This is a genomic window from Corynebacterium sp. HMSC074C05, assembly GCF_001838325.1.
In the GTDB taxonomy this organism is placed as follows: Bacteria; Actinomycetota; Actinomycetes; order Mycobacteriales; family Mycobacteriaceae; genus Corynebacterium; species Corynebacterium amycolatum.
Window position 1 is genome coordinate 16,835 of sequence record NZ_KV836295.1, and the last position, 25,271, is coordinate 42,105.

Annotated in this window: 24 protein-coding genes; 2 read left to right on the top strand and 22 right to left on the bottom strand. The window is 59.5% G+C overall.

Translation table 11 applies throughout. The features are described from left to right. Positions 1-5 precede the first annotated feature (5 nt). From HMPREF3042_RS08265 to HMPREF3042_RS08340, 16 genes are all read right to left on the bottom strand, one after another. On the bottom strand, positions 6-695 hold the full coding sequence (locus HMPREF3042_RS08265) for a dTDP-4-dehydrorhamnose 3,5-epimerase family protein (RefSeq protein WP_070856772.1): 690 nt from the start codon (positions 693-695) through the stop codon (positions 6-8). Positions 696-798: 103 nt separating this feature from the next. Continuing rightward, positions 799-1,791 (bottom strand): dTDP-glucose 4,6-dehydratase, encoded by a 993-nt coding sequence (gene rfbB / locus HMPREF3042_RS08270; protein ID WP_070856773.1) that lies wholly within the window; start codon positions 1,789-1,791, stop codon positions 799-801. 52 nt (positions 1,792-1,843) lie between these two features. Further along, positions 1,844-2,854, bottom strand: a complete 1,011-nt coding sequence (gene ccsB / locus HMPREF3042_RS08275) for a c-type cytochrome biogenesis protein CcsB (RefSeq protein ID WP_070856774.1) — start codon at positions 2,852-2,854, stop codon at positions 1,844-1,846. Positions 2,855-3,026: 172 nt separating this feature from the next. After that, complete coding sequence (locus HMPREF3042_RS08280; RefSeq protein ID WP_070856775.1) at positions 3,027-4,715, bottom strand: cytochrome c biogenesis protein ResB; 1,689 nt, start codon at positions 4,713-4,715, stop codon at positions 3,027-3,029. Positions 4,716-4,730: 15 nt separating this feature from the next. Further along, the gene (locus tag HMPREF3042_RS08285; RefSeq protein WP_070857033.1) at positions 4,731-5,591 is read right to left on the bottom strand and encodes a cytochrome c biogenesis CcdA family protein; all 861 of its coding nucleotides are present in this window, start codon (positions 5,589-5,591) and stop codon (positions 4,731-4,733) included. Positions 5,592-5,614: 23 nt separating this feature from the next. Next, positions 5,615-6,229 (bottom strand): TlpA disulfide reductase family protein, encoded by a 615-nt coding sequence (locus tag HMPREF3042_RS08290; protein ID WP_070856776.1) that lies wholly within the window; start codon positions 6,227-6,229, stop codon positions 5,615-5,617. 54 nt (positions 6,230-6,283) lie between these two features. Beyond that, the gene (locus HMPREF3042_RS08295) at positions 6,284-6,877 is read right to left on the bottom strand and encodes a histidine phosphatase family protein (RefSeq protein WP_070857034.1); all 594 of its coding nucleotides are present in this window, start codon (positions 6,875-6,877) and stop codon (positions 6,284-6,286) included. A 148-nt stretch (positions 6,878-7,025) separates the two neighbouring features. Further along, positions 7,026-8,372: a glutamate-1-semialdehyde 2,1-aminomutase gene (gene hemL / locus HMPREF3042_RS08300; RefSeq protein WP_070856777.1), complete on the bottom strand. Its 1,347-nt coding sequence runs from the start codon at positions 8,370-8,372 to the stop codon at positions 7,026-7,028. 35 nt (positions 8,373-8,407) lie between these two features. Next, complete coding sequence (locus tag HMPREF3042_RS08305; RefSeq protein WP_070856778.1) at positions 8,408-10,999, bottom strand: heavy metal translocating P-type ATPase; 2,592 nt, start codon at positions 10,997-10,999, stop codon at positions 8,408-8,410. 19 nt (positions 11,000-11,018) lie between these two features. Further along, the gene (locus HMPREF3042_RS08310) at positions 11,019-11,399 is read right to left on the bottom strand and encodes a hypothetical protein (RefSeq protein WP_070856779.1); all 381 of its coding nucleotides are present in this window, start codon (positions 11,397-11,399) and stop codon (positions 11,019-11,021) included. Continuing rightward, entirely contained in the window at positions 11,396-12,031 is a 636-nt protein-coding gene (locus HMPREF3042_RS08315) for a hypothetical protein (protein WP_070851777.1), read from the bottom strand. Before HMPREF3042_RS08315 ends, HMPREF3042_RS08310 begins: the two co-directional genes overlap by 4 nt. A 45-nt stretch (positions 12,032-12,076) precedes the next feature. After that, positions 12,077-13,135: a porphobilinogen synthase gene (hemB, locus tag HMPREF3042_RS08320; protein WP_070438168.1), complete on the bottom strand. Its 1,059-nt coding sequence runs from the start codon at positions 13,133-13,135 to the stop codon at positions 12,077-12,079. 46 nt (positions 13,136-13,181) lie between these two features. Continuing rightward, positions 13,182-14,849 (bottom strand): bifunctional uroporphyrinogen-III C-methyltransferase/uroporphyrinogen-III synthase, encoded by a 1,668-nt coding sequence (locus tag HMPREF3042_RS08325; protein ID WP_070856780.1) that lies wholly within the window; start codon positions 14,847-14,849, stop codon positions 13,182-13,184. A 204-nt stretch (positions 14,850-15,053) separates the two neighbouring features. Next, entirely contained in the window at positions 15,054-15,986 is a 933-nt protein-coding gene (gene hemC, locus HMPREF3042_RS08330; RefSeq protein WP_070566381.1) for a hydroxymethylbilane synthase, read from the bottom strand. Positions 15,987-16,001: 15 nt separating this feature from the next. Continuing rightward, positions 16,002-17,444: a glutamyl-tRNA reductase gene (locus tag HMPREF3042_RS08335; RefSeq protein ID WP_083308228.1), complete on the bottom strand. Its 1,443-nt coding sequence runs from the start codon at positions 17,442-17,444 to the stop codon at positions 16,002-16,004. A 224-nt stretch (positions 17,445-17,668) separates the two neighbouring features. Further along, positions 17,669-17,911 carry a glutaredoxin family protein gene (locus HMPREF3042_RS08340; protein ID WP_038627544.1) on the bottom strand — a complete coding sequence of 81 codons (243 nt, stop codon included), beginning with the start codon at positions 17,909-17,911 and terminating at the stop codon, positions 17,669-17,671. Positions 17,912-18,078: 167 nt separating this feature from the next. Between HMPREF3042_RS08340 and HMPREF3042_RS08345 the strand changes: the two genes are divergently transcribed. Further along, positions 18,079-19,203 carry an HAD family hydrolase gene (locus HMPREF3042_RS08345; RefSeq protein ID WP_049172365.1) on the top strand — a complete coding sequence of 375 codons (1,125 nt, stop codon included), beginning with the start codon at positions 18,079-18,081 and terminating at the stop codon, positions 19,201-19,203. A gap of 258 nt (positions 19,204-19,461) precedes the next feature. Here the strand turns inward: HMPREF3042_RS08345 and HMPREF3042_RS10680 are convergent, their stop codons facing one another. The 5 genes from HMPREF3042_RS10680 to HMPREF3042_RS08365 form a co-directional block, all read right to left on the bottom strand. Further along, positions 19,462-19,563: a 30S ribosomal protein bS22 gene (locus tag HMPREF3042_RS10680; RefSeq protein ID WP_003855542.1), complete on the bottom strand. Its 102-nt coding sequence runs from the start codon at positions 19,561-19,563 to the stop codon at positions 19,462-19,464. 243 nt (positions 19,564-19,806) lie between these two features. Next, entirely contained in the window at positions 19,807-19,998 is a 192-nt protein-coding gene (locus tag HMPREF3042_RS08350; RefSeq protein ID WP_005509751.1) for a helix-turn-helix domain-containing protein, read from the bottom strand. A 263-nt stretch (positions 19,999-20,261) separates the two neighbouring features. After that, complete coding sequence (proC, locus tag HMPREF3042_RS08355) at positions 20,262-21,071, bottom strand: pyrroline-5-carboxylate reductase (protein WP_070856781.1); 810 nt, start codon at positions 21,069-21,071, stop codon at positions 20,262-20,264. Between the two features lie 102 nt (positions 21,072-21,173). Continuing rightward, positions 21,174-22,613 (bottom strand): hypothetical protein, encoded by a 1,440-nt coding sequence (locus HMPREF3042_RS08360; protein WP_070856782.1) that lies wholly within the window; start codon positions 22,611-22,613, stop codon positions 21,174-21,176. Position 22,614: 1 nt separating this feature from the next. Further along, positions 22,615-23,553: a Ppx/GppA family phosphatase gene (locus HMPREF3042_RS08365; protein ID WP_076773236.1), complete on the bottom strand. Its 939-nt coding sequence runs from the start codon at positions 23,551-23,553 to the stop codon at positions 22,615-22,617. 34 nt (positions 23,554-23,587) lie between these two features. Here HMPREF3042_RS08365 and HMPREF3042_RS08370 point away from each other — a divergent pair, with 34 nt between their 5' ends. After that, positions 23,588-24,520 (top strand): DUF3109 family protein, encoded by a 933-nt coding sequence (locus HMPREF3042_RS08370; RefSeq protein WP_070856784.1) that lies wholly within the window; start codon positions 23,588-23,590, stop codon positions 24,518-24,520. 53 nt (positions 24,521-24,573) lie between these two features. On the opposite strand, the gene HMPREF3042_RS08375 is transcribed toward HMPREF3042_RS08370, so the two are convergent. Next, positions 24,574-25,269 (bottom strand): response regulator transcription factor, encoded by a 696-nt coding sequence (locus tag HMPREF3042_RS08375; RefSeq protein ID WP_070856785.1) that lies wholly within the window; start codon positions 25,267-25,269, stop codon positions 24,574-24,576. Between the last annotated feature and the right edge of the window lie 2 nt (positions 25,270-25,271).

Sequence of the window (25,271 nt, forward strand, 5' to 3'; positions counted from 1 at the left end):
CTGCCCTACTGCCCAGCCGCTTCGTTGGCGATGGCCCACTCATCGCGAGCCATGTTTTCGAGGTCCTTGCAGTCAAACTCACTGGGGAGCTTATTGCCTTCGGCCTCGAACTGCTCAATCGTCGGAGCCTTCTGATCACGCTCGGAGAGAATCATATCCGCTTCGGTGAGATTTCCCTTGGCCAGCAGTGCGGCTAAATCAATTCCGAGAGTCGGGTCCTGGATGCTAACAGCGCGTTCAGCCTCCGGGTTGTAGCCGGTGGAAGTGAGGTAGGTGAGCACGGAGTCGTCGGCAAGCGAGACGAAACCATGTCCGATGCCGTTGGGCAGATAGACCACGCGGCGGGTCGTGCTGTCGAGCTCGAAGACCTCAACCTTGCCGAATGTGTCAGAGCCGCGACGCAGGTCAACCGCAATGTCGAGGATGTGGCCTACGGGGCACGTAACCAGCTTCGCCTGGCCGGGATGACCGTCTAGAGCGGTGCTGACGTCGGCGAAGTGAAGGCCACGGACAACGCCAGCGGCGGAGACACTCATGTTGGCCTGCTCCGGAAAGAACGGGTAGCCCGTGGCCTCGGCGAATGCGTCGAGGCGATACCACTCGTGGAAACTACCGCGGCTGTCGCCGTGGATGACCGGCTCGAAGGTGAAAACGCCGTCGATGGAAGTGGGCTGGAATGTGCTCTTAGGGCTCATGGGTAACAAGTGTAGACGCGGCGCCCGGGCTGAGGCTGTGGCACGCGTTTAGTGTGCACTGAGTGTGCGTTGGGAGTGCGCTAGGTGTGCCCCGACAGACGAACTACAACTCCTGCTCGCGCTCGGCGTAGCCAGCCTCAGCGGCATCGTAGGCCGCAGCCCACCAGGACTCGTTGGCGCGATACCAGTCGATAGTCTCGGCAAGGCCGACGGAAAAGTCTTGGTAGCGCGGTTGCCAGCCAAGGCTGCGGATGGATGCAGGATCAATTGCATATCGACGGTCATGCCCCGGCCGGTCAGTGACATGTACGAAATCGGATCGCGCACGCCCGAAGCCCTCCAGGATGTCGCCGACCACGTCGAGGTTGGAACGCTCACCATCGGCACCGATGAGGTAGGTCTCCCCCACCTCGCCGGAATCCAAGATTGCCCAGACCGCATCGTTGTGGTCATCGACATGAATCCAGTCCCGAACATTCTCGCCAGTGCCGTATACGCGAGGGCTACGACCGCGCAGCAGACCACAAATCTGGCGGGGAATCAGCTTCTCGGGATGCTGCCTAGGCCCGTAGTTGTTCGAGCAGTTACTAATCGTCGCCGCCAGCCCGAAGCTGCGCACCCACGCCCGGACAAAGTGGTCCGCTGAAGCCTTGGAGGCCGAGTAGGGGCTGGAGGGTTTGTACGCGGTGGCCGTCGTAAAGCGTGCTGAGTCGTCGAGAGCAAGATCGCCGAAGACCTCGTCGGTGGAGATGTGGTGAAGGCGAACGTCATAGGTGGCGCAAGCCTTGGCCAGATTCACGGTGCCCATGACATTAGTGGTGACGAAGGGGTCGGCATCCACCAGCGAATTGTCGTTATGGCTCTCTGCGGCGAAGTGGACGACCACGTCGAAGCGGGGCACGAGGCGATCGATCAGCTCCGCGTCACGAACATCGCCGCGAATGATCTCACAGTCTGCGCCGTCCAAGCTCGCTGGGTTCGCGGCATAGGTGAAAGCGTCCAGTACCGTGACATTCACATCGGGCCGTGTAGCCAGAGTGCGGAGAACGAAGTTGGAACCAATAAAGCCGGCACCACCGGTGACGAGAACGCGCATGGAAGCGATTCTAGTTCACCCGGCGATGCCGGCTTTGTACAAGTGTGAAGGCTTAGTTCAGACCAGCGTAGGAGTGCAGGCCCGAAACCACCTGGTTGATGAAGAAGAGGTTGAACACCATGGTGGCAAAACCGAAGATGTTGATCCACGCGGCCTTGGTATTACGCCAACCCGAAGTCGCGCGAGCGTGCAGGTACAGGGCGTAGATAATCCAGGTAATCAGCGCCGTGGTCTCCTTCGGATCCCAGCCCCAGTAACGACCCCATGCGGACTCGGCCCAGATAGCGCCCAGCACAATGCCCAGACCGAACAGTGGGAAGGACCAAATAGCGGTGCGGTAAGCAATCGCATCCAGCTTTTGAGCATCCGGCAGCGGCGAGACCAGTTTGCCCAGGAAGCCCTTTTCCTTGCCCTCGCGGTTGTACATCCGCAGCATGTAGAGAATCGAGGCAACACCGGAAATCAGTGCGATACTGCACCCGATAGAAATAATCGAGACGTGAACCGGAATCCAAATCGACTGCAGTGCCGGCACCACCGGAGCAGCCTCAACATATAGGTTCTTACCACCGTAAAACATCAGCGCCAGAATCGGAGCCAACAGCCACGGCCAGAACACACGCATGGTTTCACGATGCAGTACGCCAGCTGCAATTGCCATAGCAAAGAGGATTGAAACTGATACGTACTCGTAGAGGTTGCCCCACGGGAAACGCTGCACGGCCAGGCCACGCAGCAGCACCGATGCAAAGTGCACGGCCACCCCGACGTAAATCAGCATTTCCGTCACAACGCCGAGCTTGTCCGTCAGCGCCTGAGTCTTAACGACGCTTGCCGACGCCTTCGTCTCCGACTCCACCGAGTTAGCGACACTAGCGGTGGTAGCTCCATCACCAGCACCGGCGGCTACCAGCTCGCGCTCCGCAACCTGGCTCTTAGCTTCAGCGGCCGCGATACGACGGCTGTAGTAGGCAATGGAAACAACAAAGGCCACAAGATAAAAGGCGAAGGCCGTGAAGTACGACCAGTCCGAAAACTGCGCCAGTGTCTTATTGACGAGCATGTACTTGACTCCAAAGTGTGGAATTAGCGGAATACTTCTTCAAACCCTAGTACTAAAGCGGGGCTAAGCAAAAGGGTACCGGGGACACGGGGGACGCAAAAATGCGCGGAGGCGCAATTCTCGCCCCCGCGCATTCACCCTGCAGTAATGATGGACCAGACTTAGTGGTCAGTTAGCTTTTGTCCTTGTCGTCCGCGCTATCGTCGGTCGCAGCATTGTTGTCAGCAGCATCCTCGTCATCACTGTCACGTTCCAGGATGTCGTCCACGATGTACTGGAACTCCTCGCCCCAACCGGCCTTGTCAGTGCGGGCCAGACCACCGAACTCAACGCGAGTGCGGCCATCTTCCAGCGGGAACATGCGCACCCAAACACGCCGGCGCTTAATGCCCAACGAAAGAACCATGCCTGCCAGTGCGGCCACAGTTGCCACCAGCACCCAGAACTGCGTGGGATCGTGCGAAACCTGCAAGTTGACGAATTCCTTCGCACCGAGGAATTCAATCTTGGTGCCGTCGGCAAGCTCGGTGGATTCGCCCTGCTTGAGGTTGACGCGGGCTACCTTAGCCAGCTGACCCGAGTGCATCAGGTCGCGGTCGAGGGAGAACAGCCCCTGCGAGCGACCAGTGTCCAAGCCCGCGTCGCCGCGGTAGATGTCGACAGCCACGGCCGGGTCTTGCATCGCCGGGTAAGAGGACTGCAGCAGAGCACCCTTTTCACCAGTGAACTCCGCGGTCGGAGCGAACAGTCCCTCGATTGCGATCTGGTTCTGGCGGCGCTCGAACAAGTCCGGGTACATGCCCGCCGGTGGGTCGAAGCGCAGTGCGCCGGAAGACAGGAAGAAGGTCGGATCATCCGGACGGAACTGGACAATCGAGGTACGCGACTCGCCATTAGGCCAGGTCACCTTGAACGCAGGCGCAAAGCCGTGCCCCTGCAGGTAGACGCGGTCACCGGCGATGCGCAGAGGGTGGTTGACCTGCAGCGTGGTCTTCTCCCACTCATCGACAGGCTTACGCATATCCTCTTCTTCTGCGAATCGGATGTGCGAGGTGAACATCTTGGCTTGGCCGTTCGGCAGGTAATCGGCAACAAAGTCCTCCACCTGAATACAGAACGGGTTCAAAGTCGTACCGTCGAAGGTGTTGCCCGAGCGCAGCGAGTCATAGTTCGCCGCAGCGGTGTTACAGAACGGAACGCCCACCGCGCTGTTGACGTTGTCATCAGAAATTTCAGTGCCGGTGTTGGTCAGCAAAATGACCTGGCCCTCGTAATAAATCATGCGGCCCAAGCCGACGATGATAATCAGCAACGCAATGCCCAGGTGGAATACCAGGTTGCCGAACTCGCGCAGGTAGCCCTTCTCCGCAGAAAAGGAGCGTGCCCCGGCGCGGTCTTCATCTGCTGGGGTTTCGGTCAATGCCCACTTGTTCAGGCGCTCACGCACCCGCTCAGAAACTTCGTCCGCGGGGGCATCGACCACGGCTTCGTCGTGAAGCGGAAGACGCGCCAACCGTTTCGGTGCCCTAGCCGGCGGCGTCTTCATGGCCTTGTAGTGGTCGATGGTCCGCGGAATAATGCAGCCGACCAGGGAAATCAGCAGCAAGGCCACGATGGCGACGAACCAGACGGACGAGAAGACATCGAAAAGCTGCAGCTTATCCATGATCTCGGCGGTCTTGCCGTTGGCGGCAAGATACTGGTCGACCTTGTCCTTATTCAGCGAGCGCTGCGGCAACAGGGCACCCGGAACCGCTGCGAAAGCGAGGATGAACAGCAGAATCAGCGCCGTGCGCATGCTGGTCAACCAGTTCCAGACCTGCTGGAAGGGCTGTCGTACCTTATTCCAATTCACCGACATCGAAGAAATCTTTCACTAAATTGGCGTTACCGTATCAGTAATAAAAGCGGCCTGAACCCAGGCAACAAAAACATCCCACAGTCCCGTGACCAGGGCAATTCCGACCAGCACCAGCGCCACACCACCGATGAGCTGAATGGTTCGCGAGTGCTTACGCAGGAAGTCCACTCCACGCATCGCACGTGCCGACCCCAGCGCCACCAAAATGAACGGCAGCCCCAGTCCCAGGCAGTAAGCGATAATCAGCGCCACTCCCCTGGCCGCAGTCATGCCCTGTGTACCTGCGGACACCGAAATAATTGCAGTCAGCGTCGGGCCCAGACACGGCGTCCACCCCAGCGCGAACACCGCGCCGAGCAGTGGAGCTCCCAGCCACGTGGTCCAGCGCTTCGGCGCCATGCGGGTGTCTTTCTGCAGCGCTGGCACCATGCCCATGAAGGCAAGTCCCATCACGATGGTCACCACGCCACCAACAATCGTCAGCGTGCGCGCCTGCAAACGCAACGTGGACACGAGCCCGAAAATCGAGGCCGACCCCAGCACGAAAATGACAGTAAAGCCCAATACGAACAGCAACGCAGCCAGGCCGACGCGGGCAGTCGAGGAACGCTGGCCACGGCCTCCATCGCCGTCATGCTTATCGACGGAGGTTGCGTCCGCAACTCCCGTCGTCACGCCATTGCCCTGCACCCCCGATGCTCCGGAAATACCGGTGAGATACGAGACGTAACCGGGCACGAGCGGAATGACGCACGGGCTGGCAAACGAGACGAGACCGGCCAGTGCAGCGGCAAGCAGCCCCAACACAATGGGACCGCCGGTGGCGACGTCCGCGAACTGCTGACCGATGCCATCGGCAAAATAGATCGTGTCCATGGCAAGAGTTGACATGACGGGGCCTAGCCCTCCGCCTTCACTTCATTGACGGCCTTCATCAGCATCGTGTGATCGACCTCGCGGAGGAAGACCTTCGCCGGGCGGTGCTGCTTGTCCAGGATGATGGTCGTCGGAATCACCGACGCCGGGATACCACCGAGCGCACCGGCGTTGACGAAAGCCGGGTCGTAGATGGACGGGTAGGTGATACCGTTGTCCTTCACAAAGTCGATGGGGGCTTGGCGGACATTGTCGCGGACGTTAATGCCGAGGACGGTGCCAATTCCCTGCTCTTCCATCTGTTCCTGAACGTACTGCAGGTCATCAGACTCGGAGCGGCACGGTGCGCACCACTGCCCCCATGCATTGAGGACCACAATCTGATCCTTGAAGTCATCGAGGGAGATCTTCTTGTCGTCGTCCTCCAGAGAAGGACCGAAGACATTGCCGACCGGCTTGCGCTCCTCCGGTGCGTAGTCAATAATCTGCTGACCACCTGGAGAAACGAACTCGAACTGACCGCCGACGGCAACGGCGTCGTGTCCCACCGACTCTCCGGGGTTACATGCCACGAGCGATAGAGACAGAGTTGCTGCCGCCAGCGTTGCTGCAATTCGGGACGATGAGACCTTGGCCACCTGGGGTGCCACCTTCCGGGGTCAGTGAAACTTCAACAAAACTATTTATTCACCTTACAGGTGACCGGCCGGCTCACTGTAGCGCACGTCGACAATGGTGTCTCCGACGAAGACCAAGGAGGTTACGCTGGCCAGATCACACTGCCTGGTCGCCGGGTTGTGGGCGAGCTTCAAGTACCGCGCACGACGCTGAGCTGCGATGATGCACAGCTGGTGCGTTACCAGCACTGACTCCGCTCCCTCGGCGGCCTCGCGGGCTCGCTCGATGGCGTGGAACATACGGTCCGCGATCTCATCGTAGGGCTCGCCCCAGCTGGGAACGCTCGGACGACGCAGCCGTGGCCAGTACTTCGGATTCCACAGTGCAGAGTCAATGCCCTTGATGTGCAACCCCTCGAAGGAGTTACCCGCCTCCAGCAAATCTTCATCCAGGATTGGCTTCGTGCCAATTACCTCGGTGAATGGCCGTGAGGTTTCCTGGGTGCGCTGCAGCGGAGAGCAGGCGAAGTAGCGGATGTCGTGGCCTTCGAAGGACGAGGCCGTGGCTGCTGCCTGGCGCTGACCGCGCTCCGACAGGTGCCAGCCGGGCAGACGTCCGTAGAGAATCTTATCCGGGTTATAAACCTCGCCGTGGCGGACGAGATGCACAACCGTGGTCTTGGCGTGCTTTGTCGCACGCTTAGCTGCCTGATTCTCCGGCTGTACCGGCTGCGCGGCCTGCGGCGCTGCCTGCGGTGTGGCTTGCTGTGCTGCCTGCTGCGCGGCCTGCGAATTGGTCTTGTTCGACACGTGTCACCTACTCCGGCTTGGCGGCTGCCGCCGCCTCGGCCGCGCGGGCTGCTGCACGCTCGATGATTTCGAAGTCTGCGTCGGTGAGTGCGGCGGAGACGAACCAGGTCTCGTAGCAAGAAGCCGGCGGGTAGACACCATTGGCCAGCAGGGCGTGGAAGAAGGCCGGGTAGCGGAAAGTATCCGCTGCCTGCATCTGCTCAAAGTTGTGCCCCTCGCCCTCGGCGAAGCGCGGCGAGAGCATCGTGCCCGCACGCTGAATGTGGTGAGCCACGCCCTGCTTGGTCAGGGCATCGGACAGAATCGTGGCCAGGCGATCCGCATTGGCCGCAACGGTGTCATAGACATCCTTCGTAGCGTTTTCCAGGTTGGCCAGGCCAGCTGCCATAGCGACCGGGTTACCGGAGAGCGTACCGGCCTGGTACACCGGGCCGTTCGGAGCCAGATACTCCATGACGTCGCGACGACCACCGAAAGCAGCAGCCGGGAGACCACCGGAGACAACCTTGCCGAAGGTGGTCAGGTCACCGGCCACACCATCAATGCCGTACCAGCCGTTGTAGGAAGCGCGGAAGCCGGTCATGACCTCGTCGAGGATCAGCAGAGCGCCGTCGGCGTGGCAGACTTCCTTCAGCTTCGCATTGAAATTGTCCTGCGGTGCGACGGTACCCATGTTGCCCGCTGCCGCCTCAGTGATGACACAGGCAATCTCACCCGGGTTCTCAGCGAATGCGGCCTTGACCGCCTCAATGTCGTTGTAAGGAACAACAATGGTGTCGGCAGCGGATGCACCGGTGACACCCGGCGAATCCGGCAGACCGAAAGTAGCGACACCAGAACCGGCCGATGCCAGCAGCGCGTCCACGTGACCGTGGTAGCAGCCGGCGAACTTGATGATCTTGGAACGGCCAGTGAAACCGCGAGCCAGGCGAACTGCGGACATGGTGGCCTCAGTGCCGGAGTTGACCAGACGCACCTCATCTACCGACGTGCGCTCAACGATGTGACGAGCCAGGTCGGTCTCAGCCGTCGTCGGAGCGCCGAAAGACAACCCGCGAGTGGCGGCACTCTGAACGGCCTCCACCACTGCCGGGTGGGCGTGGCCCAGAATCATTGGACCCCACGAGCAGACCAAGTCCACATATTCGTTGCCATCAACATCCACGAGACGAGAGCCCGCGGCGTGGTCAATGAAACGTGGGGTGCCACCGACGGAACCGAAGGCGCGGACCGGCGAGTTCACGCCACCCGGCGTCACTGACTGAGCCTGCGTAAAGAACTCTGCCGAACGCTCGGTGAGCTCAACGTTTTCTGGGACATGAGGAGCATTAATGTCTTGAGTCACGGTGACCATCGTAGACGGCCACTCGGATTAAGGGCTACCCTGCCCTACCAACGTCCCAGCTTCACCCTGAATAGATGCTTCCTGCGGGACGACACTCGACGGGAACGCCAGTCGATCCACAAGCTGGAGAAAATCATCAATAGCGATGCCAAGAGCGGGTGAATCATACCGGTCATACCCAGCAGGATGACTGCAACGTTGTAGAACCACGCAAAGTAGATGTTGGAGTCCATCATCCGCACCACAGCACGCGCGATTTCAATGGCCTCCGGAATCGACAACACGTTGTTGCGCAGTGCAACGACATCGGCGTAATCGACATCAAGATTCTGGTTGCCTTCGGTGTTGTCCATCAAAACACCTACGTCAGCGGCACGCAGAGAGTCCCGGATGTCCTTGTCGCCAACCATCACGACAGTCTCACCGTCACTGTGGACCGAACGCACCGCAATGGCCTTGCGGGAGGCAATGATGCCCGCGAATACTCGCGAGATATTCAGCCGGTCAGCGAAACGACGAGCTACTGGATACGGATCTCGAGTGATCATCATGGTGTCCACGCCCATATCCTCCAGCTGGTCAATGCTCTCGACCGCATCGGGCTTAATGTCCTCACCAATGGTGATAACACCACGGACCTTGCCACGCCACGACACCACCATCGGGGTACCGCCACTGAGCGCAGCCACGGCCATTTTCTCGCTGAGTGCAGTGAGATCACGCGGACGCCAAACACGCCCCTCAACAAAGCGCATCTCCAACTTGTCGTCGGAATCCTTCACCGGAATCTCTACCTGGCCAACGAACGCACCGTCTTCCGCAATTGCGACATGCACGGTCTCAATCCAGTGCGGCACCTCGCCACCGCCGGAACCGGCGTCGCGGGATGCACGACACGCGCGCACGATGGCCGCCGATGCCGGGTGATTGCTCTCCATCATGAGAGCGCCCGCCACACGCAGAACCAAATCCGGATTTTCATTGCGCTCTGCGGCGACACCGAGCACGTGGGTGTCCCCCTCGGTCAGGGTTCCAACTCGGTTAAAAATCACCACATTGGCGGTAGCCAACTTCCGGAAAGTCTCATTGCCACGAATCAAGATTCCGTTACTAGCACCGGCCAGAATCCCGATGCGCTGCACGGTCGACGTAGACATTGCCAATGCCACCGGCGCGATGCCCGAGAGCATGGCCAGCGCCACCGCGAGGGCACCGCTCATCGTGCCCGTCGCCAGCCACCAGCCGCAAAATGCCACGCCCGCCAACGACAGCGTCCACGGCACCAGCTCTGACGCCGAGTGCACTGCGGTCTGGTGCATCACTGTTTCTTCTCGAACCGCTTGACGCAGCCAGCGCGCTATCGACGACGCCCGGGTCTTGAAACCGGTGCGCTCCACGCGCACCTTGAGCTCCGAATCCAGGTTGATTGCGCCGGCCCAAACCTTGGAGTTGACCTTAACTTTCTGAGGTTCAACGCCAATACCGAGTAGCTGTGCATCCATCGTGGACGCACCACCGATGACTGAGCCATCGACCGGAATCACCGAGTGCGGTGGAACCACGATGTCATCACCGATATTGAGCTCCGCGACCGTCACCTCCACCCGTTTCGGCTCCGCGGATTTGGCGCTCTTGCGCACGACTGTCACGTTTCGCTCAGCTGGAATGCGTAGGTTGCGCAAAATCTGTCCAGTACGCACCTTGTTGTAGCGCGTAAACATACGGCCTGTTAGCAACAGCACGGTCAGGCCGCAAGCAACGTCAAAAAACACCTCTGCCGAGGCGCTTTCCCGATAGTTGAAAGCAAACCACGTGGGCGCAGTGGTATATCCAATCTGTCCAGCGGGGCCAAAGATAAGCTGCGCCAGCGACCACAGCCACGCGAGCAGAATGGCAATGGAGCTCGCCCCATCCAGCGCCGACATCCGCCGACGCAGGGACGCCGCCATTGCCCGGTGGAACGGCCAGCCACCCCACCACGCCACAATCGTGGTCAGCACAAGGCACATCCACTGCCAGCCCGGGAACTGCCAGTTGACGTTCAACGACGTCACCAGCACTGGAATCGATAAGAACAGGCTTCCCCAAAAGCGCTGCTTGGTCACCAGTTCACGCGCCGTGAACAGTACCTCCGCACCGCCGCCGCTTCGGCGCAACGCCGCTTCACGACGGCGAATGCGCTCCTCCTCATTCTGTTGAGCGGCAGCCGGAACAGCGGGACGGCGATGTTGCGACACATCCAGCCGAGTTGCACGACGACGAAGCGTGCTGCGCGTGAGGTACGACTCGATCCCAACTTCGCGGAGAGCTTCGATGAACTGATTCGGATCGATGGTATCGGGCGCTGTAATCCACGCGCGTCCGGGCTTGTAGACCACCGAGGCCGTCACATCTGGAAAGGATTCTAAAACATGCTCAGCACGCTCAGCACTCTCGGCGTTTTCCAAGTTTTCCAGGATGAGTGCGAAAGCTGTGTTGGACTGGCCTCTGCGGTGTGCAAGCCGCTGATGGGCACTTTCTTCGTCGATGTCCTGACGGCTTCGTGGCAATGCCTTACGAGCAGCGACCTTGGCATCCACAATCGCCTGTTCAACGCGATTGTCCAGAGAGAAATCAAACTCACCGGTGTCACTCATGGCCTTTGAAACTTTCCGTCTAATCCTGTGGCTGGTTGGCGCGCGTGAGCGCTAATTCACGATAGAGCAACAGTAATCCACACGCCATCGCCAGGCTGGGCGCGATAACCCATACAGTCAGCGCGCCGGCCATAATGGCAAAGAACATGGCGAGAGCCGTGACAATCACCATGATGAGCAGGCAGTTCCGGGAGAGCTTGAACTCAGTGGCCGTCGGCAAGCAGCCGCTACCTATGAGCGAGCAGACCAGCGTCACACCGGCGACGATGTAGATATCGCGGCCAACGGCGGCGGGAGCCTGCGAGTAATCTCCGGTGACCAGTATCAAGCTCAGGACAATCTGGGCGATGAGCGCGACGAAGAGCACCCACTGCCAGGGCCGACTCGGCAGGGACATCATTGCTTGGACTCCTCAGGCTGCTTGGGCTGTGACTGGTCCAGCTGCTGTTGCTGCTTTGTATCAGCGCCATACTTCGACGCTCCCGGCAGATGCGATTTCGGCGCGGACGGAGTCCACGGTTTCGAGGGGCGCTGATGATCGAAGTAGTCCTTGGACTCCTTCGAGGCGGCGAGCACCAGGCCAGCTACCGCGGCAGTGGCAGAGGCGATTCGCACAATTCCGCTGATAAGAACGAGGGATGCTGGCACTCCCGATTCTGAAGCCGTAGAAGAGAAGAAGGACATCAGCGCCGACAGCGCCAGGTAAAGTGAGCCGATAACCAGCACGGTGCGAGCACCTTCGCTCCCCTTGCGCATTCGCTCGATGATGGCGAAGAACGCGATGCAAAGCCCCACTGCGAAAAAGAACGCGATAACGATACTCGCCTTCATGGCGGCATCAATCTGGCCCTCGCTGAAACCCGGGAAATTCTCCTTAGCGGTTGAGGGGCTCATCAGCATTTCCGGATGCAGCCAGTAGGTCACCGTGGCTACTGCAGCGAGGAGCAGCTGCATCACGGCCGTAACCCGCCACGCCTGCCTAGCTCCCTCGACCTGCTCGGGAATTGCGGGCTTCTTCTCTTCTTTAGTCATCCGTCCACTTCTCGATACTTATTACTGCACGTTCACCCCAGCGGATTAGAACTGGGCACGCAGCTTCTTCGCCAAGTCCACCGCTGCGTAGGTCAAAATCTGCTCCGCACCGGCACGGCGAATGCTCAGTACTGCTTCCATCATCGCAGCATCCAGGTCAATCCACCCGTTGGCGGCAGCGGCGTGAATCATCGCGTACTCACCAGAGACCTGGTAGGCGGCAACCGGCACCGGCGACATATCCGCGACCTCACGCAGAATGTCCAGGTAGCTCATGGCCGGCTTTACCATCACCATGTCCGCGCCCTCGTCAACGTCGAGCTGCACTTCGAGCAGGGACTCACGACGATTTGCAGGATCCTGCTGGTAGGTACGGCGATCACCCTGCAGCGAGCTGCCCACGGCTTCACGGAATGGACCGTAGAAGGCGGAAGCATACTTTGCCGAGTACGCCATGATGGAGACATCCTCATGGCCAGCGGCGTCCAGGCCCTCACGAATGGCGGCAATCTGGCCGTCCATCATGCCCGACGGGGACACGATATGTGCACCGGCGTCGGCTTGGGCAACGGCCATCTTGACGTAGTTAATCAGCGTGCGGTCATTCTCAACGACCGTGTTGCCGAAGCGGTCCGTGCCCAGTACGCCACAGTGGCCGTGGTCAGTGAACTCATCCAGACAGGTGTCGGCCATGATCAGAATGTCATTCCCGAACTCGTCGCGGAGACGACGCAGAGCGCGGTTGAGAACGCCCTCCGGATTCCAGGATTCAGAGCCCTCGCCGTCCTTATCCGCATCGAGCGGGACACCGAAGAGGTCAACCGCCGAGATACCTGCCTCAACAGCCTCGCGCACAGCTTCCACCAGGGAGTCTTCGGTGTGCTGCACTACCCCGGGCAGGGAGCTGATTGGCTTTGGCTCATCAATCCCATCTGCGACAAACATGGGAAGGATGAGATTCTTCGGAGTCAGTGTCGTCTCTGCCGTCATCGCACGCATCACCGGGTTGGTGCGCAGCCTGCGTGGGCGACGAATCGGGAGAGGAAATCCAAACTGTTCGAGATCGATTTCGCGGGATGATTCAGAAGCTCCAGATGTAGTCATAAAGACAACCTTAATCAAAACGCGAACTCGCTCCGATCAACCCTGCTCAGGCCTTAGTTTTACGCGAACGACGACGCTTCTTGCGCGGTGGCGGCAGCTGCCCTGCCGCCCGCAGTTGCGCAACATGCTCTGCCAGCGCATCCACCAGCTCCGGGATGCTTGCGCGTTCCGGCACGACATCTACACGCAGACCGTACTCGCGAGCCGTGGCTGCGGCCATCGGTCCGATGCAGGCAATGATGGTGCGAGCATGCGGCTTACCCGCGATGCCGACCAGGTTCTTCACCGTCGACCCCGAGGTAAAGCACACTGCGTCGAAGCCACCGGACTTGATCATGTCGCGGATGTCCGCACTCGGTGGCGCTGCCCGCACGGTACGGTAAGCGACCACATCATCGACTTCCCAGCCCAGGTCAATCAGACCGTCGACAAGCACGTCGGTGCCGATGTCGGCGCGTGGCAGCAATACGCGGTTGACCGGATCGAGATCCTCGATGTACTCCGGGAACACGTCGACGATGCCCGCGGCGTTCTGACGAGTGTCGTCCGGAAGCAGCTCCGGGGTAATGCCGAGATCACGGATGGCAGCAGCGGTGCGATGACCGACGGCTGCGATGCGGACTCCAGCGAACGAGCGCGCGTCCAACCCGAATGCCTGGAACTTCTCCCACACTGCGGTGACAGCGTTGACGGAAGTGAAAACAACCCACTGGTAACGGCCGTCGACAAGCCCCTTGATGGCGCGTTCCATCTGCGCTGGGCTACGTGGTGGCTCGATTGAGATGGTCGGGACCTCAATCGGGATGGCGCCGTGCCCAACGAGACGAGCACTCATCGGCCCTGCCTGCGCCTTGGCGCGTGGGACCAGCACCTTCCATCCGTAGAGGGCCCGGTTTTCCCACCACGAGTACTTCGAGCGATTGTCCACGCCTTTGCCAAGTGTGACCACCAGCGGACCGGTCAGGTCTCCCGAGAGCTGTGCCAAGGTGCCCAGCGTGACATCGTAGGTGCGCTGCAGCCGAGTCGTACCGTTGACAGTCACCGACACTGGCAACGACGACGGCAGACCGCGTTCACCGAGTTCGGAGGCAATAGCGGAAAGGTCATCCTGCACAGCCTGCAGCACCAGCGGCTGCGGTGCCTGTGCCAGCTCGTCCCAGTCCACATCGGCGCGACCGAGATCGGTCTCCGTGTACGTCGAGCCCAACGCGATACCGGCAAATGCCGGGACGGTGGAGGGCACGGACATACCAGGGACGATCTGGAACTCAACCTCGGCGTGCGAGATCTCGTTGATTTCGGCCAGCAGCGAATCGTTGGTCAGCGGATTTCCGGCCACCAAACGCACTACATCATTGCCTTTGGCTGCTTCTTCGACGAGCAGGGCGGCCATCTTCTTGGGATCGTCGATAGGCTCGCGCAAATCTGCGGCGGTCGGCGGTGCCGGACGCGGTGGCTTACGACGAGATCCCTTGGCCTTGGCTGCGGCGCACATGCGCTCGTACTCTTCCTCGGCTTCCTTCAGCAGCTCGGGAGGAACAGGCACATCGGTTGCGACGAGTTCTCGAACCCCCGGCATGACATCGGCGTCGACGTAGGCGATAGCGGTGTCTGCGAGAATCTCACGGGCGCGAAGCGTCAGCAGGTCGGGATTTCCAGGACCAGCGCCGACGAACAGGATGCGTCCCGTTGCTGCGGGGAGGGAGGTGTTCATCGTTGCGGAGTGATTTCTTTTCTATTGGTTGTTCACTTTTCGTGCCGATGAGTCACTAAGGAAGAAAGCGGACATGCGCCAACACATGTGAGGGGCAGGTAGACACCTGAATCTCACATGCGAGCACACGAAGGAAACCCTTATCCCAACGGCATGCATACAGGCCTATTAGCATAAAGGGTTTGAGCCAAATTAACTAACCGGCTACTTTTGAGATTCCCGCAGGGTATCGCCCATTACCTCATGAGCACCCCGTTCAAGCAGGGCCGCCGCAACCTTCCGGCCAAGCTCATCGGCCTTATCCACGGTTGCGGTAGCGGTCTCGAGCAACTGGCGCGATCCGTCGACTGCGAACACCCCCGCCCGCAGGGTGAGTTCACCGCTATCGCTCACGGTTGCGTAGGCCGCAACCGGGGCGGTGCAGCCTGCTTCCAGCTCATTGAGTACAGCGCGCTCAGCGACAGCGCGGGCATGGGACACCGGGTGGTCAATCTTCCGCAGAATATCCACAATTTCGCGGTCAGCAGTGCGGCACTCCAGCGCCAGGGCGCCCTGGGCCGGGGCCGGCATGAGGACGTCCATGTCCAGGGATTCCGCAATCTCTCCGAGGCGCCCCGTACGCTCCAGTCCGGCGCGAGCCAGAATGACAGCGTCCAGGTCCTCAGAGACGCGCCCCATGCGGGTTTCGATGTTTCCACGCAGTGGTACAAGTTCCAGGTCGGAGCGCAGCGCACGCAGCTGAGAGACACGACGCGGCGCGGAGGTACCCACTCGAGCACCCTCAGGCAGGTCCATCAGCGGCGTGGCATCGCGGGAAATCAGCGCCTCTCGCGGATCGACGCGCTCCGGCACGGCTGCGACCATCATGTCGTCTTCCGGCAACGTCGGCAAATCTTTAAACGAGTGCACGATAATGTCGCACACCCCCTCGCGGAGTGCATGACGCAGCGCCTGGGTAAAGACACCGATACCAATCTTTTCCACCGGGTCGTGGCGGTTATGGTCACCGGCGGTCTTTACAATCACCAGCTCTGCAGGCTGCCCCAGCTCAATCAGTGCATCACGGACGTGGCCGGCCTGTGTCGTGGCCAGTTCCGAGCCCCTGGTACCGATACGAATAGTCGCTGGGTCAGGCATGTTTCCCTCCGGGTGTTAATTTTTGGTGGTTTCAGCAACGCCTTCAATGATGGCACTACTGTCAAGACCATACTGCTCAAATCCCTGCATCCGCCCAATTCGGCCCTCTACCATGAGATCTGCGGGGATATCGGTGTCAGCATACAGGCCAGAGGGGGTAGATAGGGGCAGGTCGAAGAGCTTCTGCAGCGCAAGCGCGTAGTTGCCACCACCCTGCTGACTAGAAAGCTTCTTGACCTGCACCGTTGGCACATGCAAGAGCTTATCGACGACGCGGCGAACCGTGGACTCGACTTCGCGACGTTCCTTTTGCGTAAGACCTGGTGTCTTCGCCTCCAGGCGAGCGAGCTCAGCCGCCGCCACATCTGCCGCACGCTCACGCAGAGCGCGAACAGTCGGTGCTACCTCGCTTGCACGCTGCGCCGTGAGGTAGGACTCCAACTCTTCGGCCACAATGTCGCGCGCTGCAGCCTCATCATCACGGCCCGGGACCTCCGTGCGGGTCATCTGCAGCAATTCGATGTTGAATAGTGCAATCCCCTCAAGCCCGGAGACATCCTCCGCAACGTCGCGAGGCATAGACAGGTCGACGATGGCGAGCGGGCCGTGGTCGATGACATCAGCAGCTGAAACGACGGGAGTCATGGCCCCAGTGGCGCTGACGAGAATGTCCACATCATCGAGGACATCGGCGAAATCATGCAACGCAATAGCAGTAGCGGGGATGCCCGCTTCGATGGAGTGGTTGGCCAGGTTCTGCGCCCTGTCAACGGTGCGGTTGGCAATAATCAGACGGTCAATACCGCAGCGCCCCAGGTAGCTAGCGGCCAGCGAACTCATCGCACCGGCGCCGAGGATAAGAGCCGAACGTCCGGCCAGGATATCGGTACCCTCAGCGACGTCAACACCAGAGTTGAATCCGGGTTGCAGTGCAGCAACTGCCTCGTCGATGGCCACGGAGACCATCGAAGCACCAGCGTTATCAATCAGAGTTTCACTGTGCACGCGCTTACCCGTGTGCAGCGCCTTCTGTGCCAAGTCATGCAACATGCGACCGACTGTGCCGGCTTCGTCCGCTTCCTGGTAGGCATTGCGAATCTGACCGATAATCTGCTGTTCGCCCAGCACCATCGAGTCGAGACCAGCACACACCGAAAAAGCATGCTCCGCCGCAGCCTGTGCATACCGGACATAGAGGTGCGGCGTCAGTTCATCGAGTTCGAGCCCAGTACGACCGACAATTTCACGGACCACAGCCGATAGCCCAGAGTGGAAGCCGTTGGCCACCACGTAGTACTCAACGCGGTTACAGGTCGACAACAGCATCGCTTCACTGATTGCTTCATCCGCGATCAGACGGGCCAAAATGGCCTCTCGCTCAGTTTCACCGACAGAGACCTTTTCAAGAAGGGTCACCGGTGCAGACCGGTACGACATTCCGACGAGAAGCACACTCACCGCTCAATCACCGCTCTATTGCTCCTTCACAGTCCCCGCTACGGGCTTTTTCACACAGCTATGACTGTTAACGCTAGACAACTCTGCCATCTCGCCACAACAAAGGCATACTTTACTTAGCCTCTACCTCGATGTTCGCAGCGCTCTACTGCTTCTTTGCCGCTACTCCACATTCTGCCATGTTCCCGCAGCTCCTAGCAGTTCGGCAGAGCTGTCTCGGGAACTTATTCGACCTCCGCTATCGCTTCCAGGAGCTCATCGTCATCGATTTCCCAGCAAGCGATTTCCTCATCATTGACCAAAATCACCGGCACGCGATCGCCAAATTCCATGGCCAAGTTCGGATCGGTATCGACGTCTTCCACCTGGAACTGCGCATTTTGGTCCCGAACCAGCGGCTCAATCTGCGCAATCACGCGAGCGCACGAACCGCACGTCTTCCTACTCATCACCGTCACAGTCACCATAACGGCCAGTCTAAAGGTCGACTGTTTCGCTTTACGACGTCCCCCTCCCCGCACTTCCCCTGCAAAAGTGACCCTTCTTATCTTTGCCCCCCCATCCGCTCCTTGAATCTCAGCGCGCAGCTTTGCCTAAAGAGCGGATACTATTCAACAAGAGCTTCCGATAACGGATATCAGTTGCATACACCGTGGAAAGAGATTTTCGTACCGTGAGTGAGTTCAGTGCCGTCAACCGCTCCCCCTTCCCCATCGACATGCTGGGCGACCTTGCGTCCTCGCAGGGTAACGTCCGCAATTTCCTCGAGCAGATAGTTCTCGCTCCGCTCAATGATGAAGCACAGGAGGAAGCTGGTACTGCAGCAGCCGCCAATGCGCTGGAAGCTCTCGGCGAGGTCTACGACGTCGGCGGCGAAGAACTGGCTACGGGATTTCGCAGTGTAGCGGGTGCCGAAGATGCCGCTGGCGGTGCACGTGTGCTCTCGCAGCCCATTCCAGGTGTCGAACGCGATCAAGGCGCAGCCGCTTTCTTCGATGTGGACAACACGCTTGTCCAGGGCGCATCAATCTTCCTCTTTGCCATGGGGTTGGTCGAGCGCGGGTTCATCAAGAAGCGCGATTTGGCCGGGATGATTTGGAAACAGCTTAAATTCCGAATCTCGGGCGCGGAAAACGCCGCCGACGTAGCTAAGGCCCGCGAACAGGCATTGGAGTTTTTCGCCGGCCACGATGTGGATGAAATGGTCAAACTCGGCGAAGAGATCTTTGAAGAAAAGATCAGCGACCGCGTTTACCAGGGCACCCGCGATCTGGCGGAACTGCATATCCAGGCTGGCCAAGAGGTCTGGCTGGTCACCGCCACCCCGGTGCAGCTGGCCCAGGTTATCGCTAAGCACATCGGGCTGACCGGCGCCCTCGGCACAGTCGCCGAGGTCAAAGATGGAAAGTTCACCGGCCGCCTGGTGGGCGATATCCTCCACGGCCCGGGTAAGAAGCACGCGGTAGCGGCTCTGGCGGCCTCCTCCGGGTTGGACATGTCTCGCTGCACGGCATACTCAGATTCCGCCAACGACATTCCCATGCTGTCCATGGTGGGCACCGCCGTGGCCATCAACCCGGATCGCAAATTGCGGAATTACGCCCAGAAGATGGGTTGGACTATCTACGACTACCGTCACTTCCGCTCCGTAACCTTCGCCACGATGCGGTGGCTCTCGATCGGAGCACTACTGGCAGGAGTTGTTGGGGGCGCGGGACTCGTCGGCAAGCGACTGTGGGACGCGAACAAGGAAAGCTAAGCGCTGCTAGGAGTACTCGAGGGTAGTGACCGCGTTTATGACAAAAATGGCTCGAAAAATGGCCTGAAAGTGCCATAAAATCGCACAGTTTCACATTTGCAGCCCGCGATCTTTTGCTACTTAATCCGTACTCAGCAGCTCTCCCCCCCCCCCAACGACAAAACCCGCCCTATCTCAACGAGACCGGGCGGGTTTTGCTTTTAAAACGTGTACGCGACGCAGCACGCGCGCTCCTGCGATAACGGCAGGAATGCTGGCTTACTTGCCGAGCTTACGACGCTGCACGCGGGTACGGCGAAGCATCTTGCGGTGCTTCTTCTTCGACATGCGCTTGCGACGCTTCTTAATGACGGAACCCATCGGCTCGACCTCGCTATTCGTTGACGGAAATTTCTTTTCTTGCACAATGGCGGCGTACTCAATGCGGCCTTACAACCGCCGAGATGTCACGCCCTTTTTCCTTCCGCCTTCACAGCTAGATACTTCATGACTTGAAGACGATAGGAAACAGGGGCGCAGCACAGCACCATGTACTAATCGGATTAATCATAGCGGGGACATATGCGTTCAGGTCAAACAGCCCCGCTTAAAAGGCAGAAAAAATTAACCCGCGTTGTAGAAAGAGGAGTCCAGGTATTCCTTGACTGCGGACTCATGGACGCGGAAAGAACGGCCCACGCGCACTGCCGGCAGCTCGCCAGCGTGAACCAGGCGGTAGACGGTCATCTTGGATACGCGCATGATGTCAGCAACTTCCGCAACGGTCAGAAAGGTGCCTTTATCTGCATTCTGCATTAGTAAATATTCCCTTCAGCGCACGCGACGCGCTGCAGGCTTCCCCTCCTGCAGAAAATCGTGACACGCACGTGCTTTTCATATCCTACCGGTAGGCAAGGTGCCGGTGCGATTTTTGATAAAAAATAGGGGCATTGGCGAATGGTGTGACAGTTGTGACTAACCCATCGTCCCTGCGTATCGGATTAGCTACTGCCCCTAACCATTTCCAATGCCCCAAATATTGGGGTTACTTGTACACCCGCGACCACTCGGCGAAATACTTATTTACCCATCTCATTGGCCTTGTCATAGCAAGCCTGCAGCGCGCGATGCACCGCGCGGCGAATACCCTCTTCCTCGAAAACTCGGGTGGCCGCTGCCGTTGTACCGCCCGGCGAAGTGACATCAGCACGCAGCGCAGTCGGGTCCGCACCTTCCTGCATCATCATCTCGGCCGCACCAGCAGCCGTAGCCGACGCCAGACGCTTAGCCTGATCACGTTTGAGGCCCAGATTCACACCCGCATCTGTCATCGCCTCGACAAACTGGAAGAAGTAAGCCGGACCAGAGCCCGAGACGGCAGTGACTGCAGACATCAGCGACTCATCGACAACCTCAACGCTGCCGACCTTCTCCAGCAGTTCGACAACCTCGTCGGTCTGGCTCTCCGTGACAAAGCGACCCGGCGCGACTGCACAGACGCCCTTACCCACCAGCATCGGGGTATTCGGCATAACGCGGATCACCGGAGTGCCGACAGCACAGACACCTTCCATCTTGTCCAGCGTGATGCCAGCCGCCATCGACACCACGATGGTGTCAACTTCAGAGTCATCGAGCACGTCGGCAATCTGCTCGAGCATGTCGATAATCAAGTACGGCTTTACGCACAAGAACACCACGTCGGCACCGTCGACGGCCCCTACTGGGTCGTCGGCATCGACAATGCCGTAGGTCTCCTTCAGACCGGCCAGGCTCTCCTTGGTGCGCCCCACCACATAAATCGAGGAGGGCGAGACACCACCGTCGATGAGACCACCGACGAGTGCGCTACCAATCTTTCCGCCACCAATTACAGCAATTCTTGTCATGGACGCTAAGTGTGCCAAAACTGGCCCACACATGCGAATGCAGGGACCGGAAAACTTCGCTTCCGGCCCCTGCATCAGGTGATGATTATCTTGTTGGCCCCACTACAACTGGAAGAGAATCCAGGGGCCAAATGTCAGTGCCAAACCGACAAGCCCCGCGAGAATCGGTGTCAGTTTGTCCTTCTCACGGCGCAGGTAGTTAGCCATTCCCGCGAAGCCACCAGCGACCACGAGAGCCATGATGACAACCACGATCTTTGGCAGCGACGACCAGGCCATGGTGAAGCCCAGGAACACCAATGCACCAGCAATCAGACCCACGAAGACCTGAACCAGCAGCAACGGCACCGAGAGCGAATTGTCCTCGGCGTAGCCATCGCGCGCGGCGACCTTGCCCTTGGAGCTCTTGGGTTTATCACGCTTAACGACGTCCCGGGGCTCCGACTGCTTCTCGTCAGCTGCGACCTGGGTCGGTGTGGTCTCGGCCTGTACGTCTTCTGGCTGTGCTACTTCAGGAGCGACAGCGGCTGCTACTGCCGCCTCGGAAGCGGCACCGGTATCGGCATCAGCGTCGGCAGCCTCGAAGGTATCCGTTTCCTGAGCAGCTTCGGTCTCACCGGCTGCGTCTGCCTCTTCCACCTGCGGCAGCACACGGGTTTGCTCTTCCGGAGCTTCTGTTGTTTCAGACTCAGCAAGCTGTTCACCGTCGACGTCATCCGATTCCGCGGATGCCGCAGCCTCTTCGTCGACACTGTCCTGGACAACCGGAATGGAGGCAGTCGGACGGTCGTCGTAAGCGTTGGAACCGGTGAGTACTGCACGAGCGACTGGCCCCGGCTCCCCAATCTGCTGCGACTCGTCTGCCATGTCACGCAGTTCGGTAAAGGTGTAGGTAATCTCCGAACGCTCGGAGTTGACCATGACCGGACGGGGTTCCATCGGAATTGCCAATGGCACTGCAGTGGCTGCTGGCTGCGTAGTTGGCATGCTCGGCGCAGCTTGCTCCTGCTGCGGAGTTGCCGGAGCAACCGGAACAGCCGATTCTTCGGCAACTTCGTCAGCTTCGACGTCAGCGACCTCGGCGTCGGCTATTTCGGCATCAGCGACCTCGGTGTCAGCCTCAATTGATTCCAGCTCTTCCTCTTCCTGAGCAGCAACTTCAGCCTCGGCCTCAGCTTGAACCTCATGCTCCGAAGAATCCGCCTCTTCAGCAACTATCACTGACTCAGCAACGGCCTCCGAGTGCTCCGGAGCTTCTGCCTCCGGTTCGGAAGCCCGTGCTTCTTCGGTGCCGTTGGTCGCAGCTTCGTCGGCAAGCAAATCGCTCGTAGTCGTCTGACCGTCGTCTGCGTTGGAAAGAGCGTGCGCACCACGCCGCGGTTCGCCGGCCTTAACGCGAGGGATTGAGCCAGTGAGTTCCTGAACGGACACACCGCCTTCTTCAAGGCTGCGTCGACGGCGGCGCCGCGGTGGTTCAGAGGGGGCTCCCTCCTTCTGCCGCCGCGCCAGCAGTTCGGCAACGGTGAGCTTTTCCTCGCTCATCTCAACCCTTTCCGTATAGGTCACTGTCCAGTCGTCGGAAGATAATGCCCTCGCGCAGAGCCCAAGGACAAATCTCGACCTTCTCTAATCCCAATGCTCGCATACTAGCCTCTGCAACGAGAGCACCTGCGACAATTTGGTGAGAACGATTTGCACTAACACCCTCAAGTTCAGCACGGTCAGCCGCCGTCATGCGTGAAATAAACGCAATCAACTGACGCAAACCAGCCGCAGTCAGAGTGCGCTTAACCCTCGGACCAGCGGCGGAAGGCGCCGCACCAGTCAGGCGGGCGAGAGTGCGGAAAGTCTTCGAGGTGGCGACAGCCAAGTCCGGCTCACCAAGCGTACGCAGATGACGAGCTGGCTCAGCGAGCTCAGCATCAATGTAGTCGCGCAGCAGGTCAATCTTCTTACGCTCCGGCGGGTCGGTCTCGAACCACTCGTGGGTCAAACGGCCCGCACCGAGCAGCAGTGAGTACGCGGCCTCCGGATCCTCATCGTTACCCGACGTCAACTCGAGAGAGCCGCCACCGATATCCAGGTTGATTAGACGACCAGCAGACCAGCCGTACCAGCGCCGTACTGCCAAAAAGGTCAGACGAGCCTCCTCCTCACCGGAGAGAATCTGCAGCTTAATGCCAGTTTCCTTCTCGACGTGGGCGAGTACTTCGTCCGCGTTGGCGGCATCGCGAACAGCCGAAGTGGCGAAACTAATCATCTCTTCGCACTTCATCTGCTCAACCAATTCCTTGGATTCAGCGACGTAGCCCGTCAGCTTGTCAATGCCCTTCTTGGACAGGTTGTTGTCCTTATCCAGGTACTCGACCAGCTTCATCGTCGACTTGGAATCGCTCATCGGAGTCGGATGTCCGCCCCGGCGGGCGTCCACCATCACCAAGTGGACGGTATTACTACCTACATCTAATACACCTAATCTCACTCTTAGTAGGTTAGACGGTCTACGGTGTATTGGTGTGAATCAACCCCACCCCCGCCCCGGTCGCGGACCACAACCATCTCCCGCTGAAGTCGCCTATGATTTTCCCCGAGAGTGGTTCGAGTTCGCCCACCCAGAGGACCCAGAACACATCATCACCTGCGACCTAACCTGGTTGATGAGCTCCTATCAATGCGCCTTCGGCACCTCCGCTTGCCTGGGCATCGACTCCGCGAACGCGGATGTCGGATGCTGCGGCCATGGCGCCTTTATCACCGACGACGAAGACCGCGAGAGGGTTATTGACGTCGTCAAGCGGATGGAAGGCGACTCCCCAGAGCCCCAGTGGTGGCAGAACCGCCCCAAACAAACGCTGAAGTGGCTCGAAACCTACGAAACCGATCCCTCCGAGCCGTTGGAACCGTGGTTAGTGTGGGACGAGCTTGACGACGAAAACGGAGAGCCTGAGCCTGCTCTGAAAACGAAGGTCCTGAATAATGCCTGCATTTTTGCCAACCGTAAGGGGTGGCGAAATGGTGCGGGCTGTGCCATCCACCAGTGGGCGATGGCCAACGACATTGACCCAGTGAAGGTCAAGCCAGATGTGTGCTGGCAGGTGCCGCTACGTCGACTGGAGGACTGGGAGGAACGCCCAGACGGCCAGGAGATTCTGCGCACGACTATTACTGAGTACGACCGTCGCGGCTGGGGCGATGGCGGCGAGGACTTTGAATGGTTCTGCACGGGCGCGCCGGCCACACATGCCGGTGGCGAACCGATGTGGCGCACGCACAAGTCTGAGCTAATCGAGCTCATCGGCGAAGAGTGCTACGAAATTCTGGCGGAGCACTGCCGGGCCCGAGAGGCAGCGGGCGCGGCCAAGGCTTTCGGGCCGAGCGGCTACCCACTGCTGGCGATTCACCCGGCCACACGCGCAGCGGCCGAGGGGCTGTCCCCAGACGAGGTTTAACGTCGAGGATTCATCAGATCGCCAGCGGAGATCATCGGCAGCAGTTAGCTGCGTTAGTCCTCGAACTTGTAACCCAAGCCGCGAACGGTGACCAGGAACTCAGGCGAGGAAGGATTGCGCTCAATCTTGGAGCGCAGGCGCTTGATGTGTACGTCCAGCGTCTTGGTGTCGCCGACGTAGTCGGAGCCCCAGACGCGGTCGATGAGCTGGCCACGGGTTAGCACACGACCACGGTTGCGCAGCAAGTACTCCAGCAGGTCGAATTCCTTGAGCGGCATTGCGACATCATCGCCGTCAACGGTGACTACATGGCGCTCGACATCCAGCACGACTGGGCCGCCGCGCAAGACCTCCTCGTAGAGCTCCTCGACATCGTCGGAGTCGTCGTGACGACCGCGGCGCAGCACAGCCCGGATACGGGCAATAAGCTCCCGAGAGGAATAAGGCTTGGTCACATAGTCATCCGCACCAATTTCGAGGCCGACGACCTTGTCAATCTCAGTGTCACGGGCGGTGACCATAATCACTGGGACAGCGGACTTTAAGCGGATGTTTTTGCAGACCTCGGTGCCACTCATACCTGGCAGCATGAGATCCAACAGCACAATGTCCGGTTCTGCTTTGGAGAATTCTGCAAGTGCTTCCTGGCCGTCAGCGGCCATCCGCACCTCGAATCCCTCGCGCTGCAGCAGAAACGCTAGCGGCTCCGCCAAAGCCGTCTCGTCTTCGACAATAAGTACCTCAGTCACGG

Coding starts and splice junctions, on each gene's coding strand:
- proC (WP_070856781.1), bottom strand. CDS start 21,071: ATGACAAGAATTGCTGTAATTGGTGGCGGAAAGATTGGTAGCGCACTC.
- HMPREF3042_RS08350 (WP_005509751.1), bottom strand. CDS start 19,998: ATGCAGAATGCAGATAAAGGCACCTTTCTGACCGTTGCGGAAGTTGCT.
- HMPREF3042_RS08305 (WP_070856778.1), bottom strand. CDS start 10,999: ATGAGTGACACCGGTGAGTTTGATTTCTCTCTGGACAATCGCGTTGAA.
- HMPREF3042_RS08325 (WP_070856780.1), bottom strand. CDS start 14,849: ATGAACACCTCCCTCCCCGCAGCAACGGGACGCATCCTGTTCGTCGGC.
- HMPREF3042_RS08280 (WP_070856775.1), bottom strand. CDS start 4,715: ATGTCGGTGAATTGGAATAAGGTACGACAGCCCTTCCAGCAGGTCTGG.
- HMPREF3042_RS08340 (WP_038627544.1), bottom strand. CDS start 17,911: ATGGTGACTGTGACGGTGATGAGTAGGAAGACGTGCGGTTCGTGCGCT.
- HMPREF3042_RS08285 (WP_070857033.1), bottom strand. CDS start 5,591: ATGGACACGATCTATTTTGCCGATGGCATCGGTCAGCAGTTCGCGGAC.
- HMPREF3042_RS10680 (WP_003855542.1), bottom strand. CDS start 19,563: ATGGGTTCCGTCATTAAGAAGCGTCGCAAGCGCATGTCGAAGAAGAAG.
- hemC (WP_070566381.1), bottom strand. CDS start 15,986: ATGCCTGACCCAGCGACTATTCGTATCGGTACCAGGGGCTCGGAACTG.
- hemL (WP_070856777.1), bottom strand. CDS start 8,372: ATGGTCACCGTGACTCAAGACATTAATGCTCCTCATGTCCCAGAAAAC.
- HMPREF3042_RS08265 (WP_070856772.1), bottom strand. CDS start 695: ATGAGCCCTAAGAGCACATTCCAGCCCACTTCCATCGACGGCGTTTTC.
- HMPREF3042_RS08310 (WP_070856779.1), bottom strand. CDS start 11,399: ATGATGTCCCTGCCGAGTCGGCCCTGGCAGTGGGTGCTCTTCGTCGCG.
- HMPREF3042_RS08360 (WP_070856782.1), bottom strand. CDS start 22,613: ATGAGCGAGGAAAAGCTCACCGTTGCCGAACTGCTGGCGCGGCGGCAG.
- rfbB (WP_070856773.1), bottom strand. CDS start 1,791: ATGCGCGTTCTCGTCACCGGTGGTGCCGGCTTTATTGGTTCCAACTTC.
- hemB (WP_070438168.1), bottom strand. CDS start 13,135: ATGACTACATCTGGAGCTTCTGAATCATCCCGCGAAATCGATCTCGAA.
- HMPREF3042_RS08315 (WP_070851777.1), bottom strand. CDS start 12,031: ATGACTAAAGAAGAGAAGAAGCCCGCAATTCCCGAGCAGGTCGAGGGA.
- ccsB (WP_070856774.1), bottom strand. CDS start 2,854: ATGCTCGTCAATAAGACACTGGCGCAGTTTTCGGACTGGTCGTACTTC.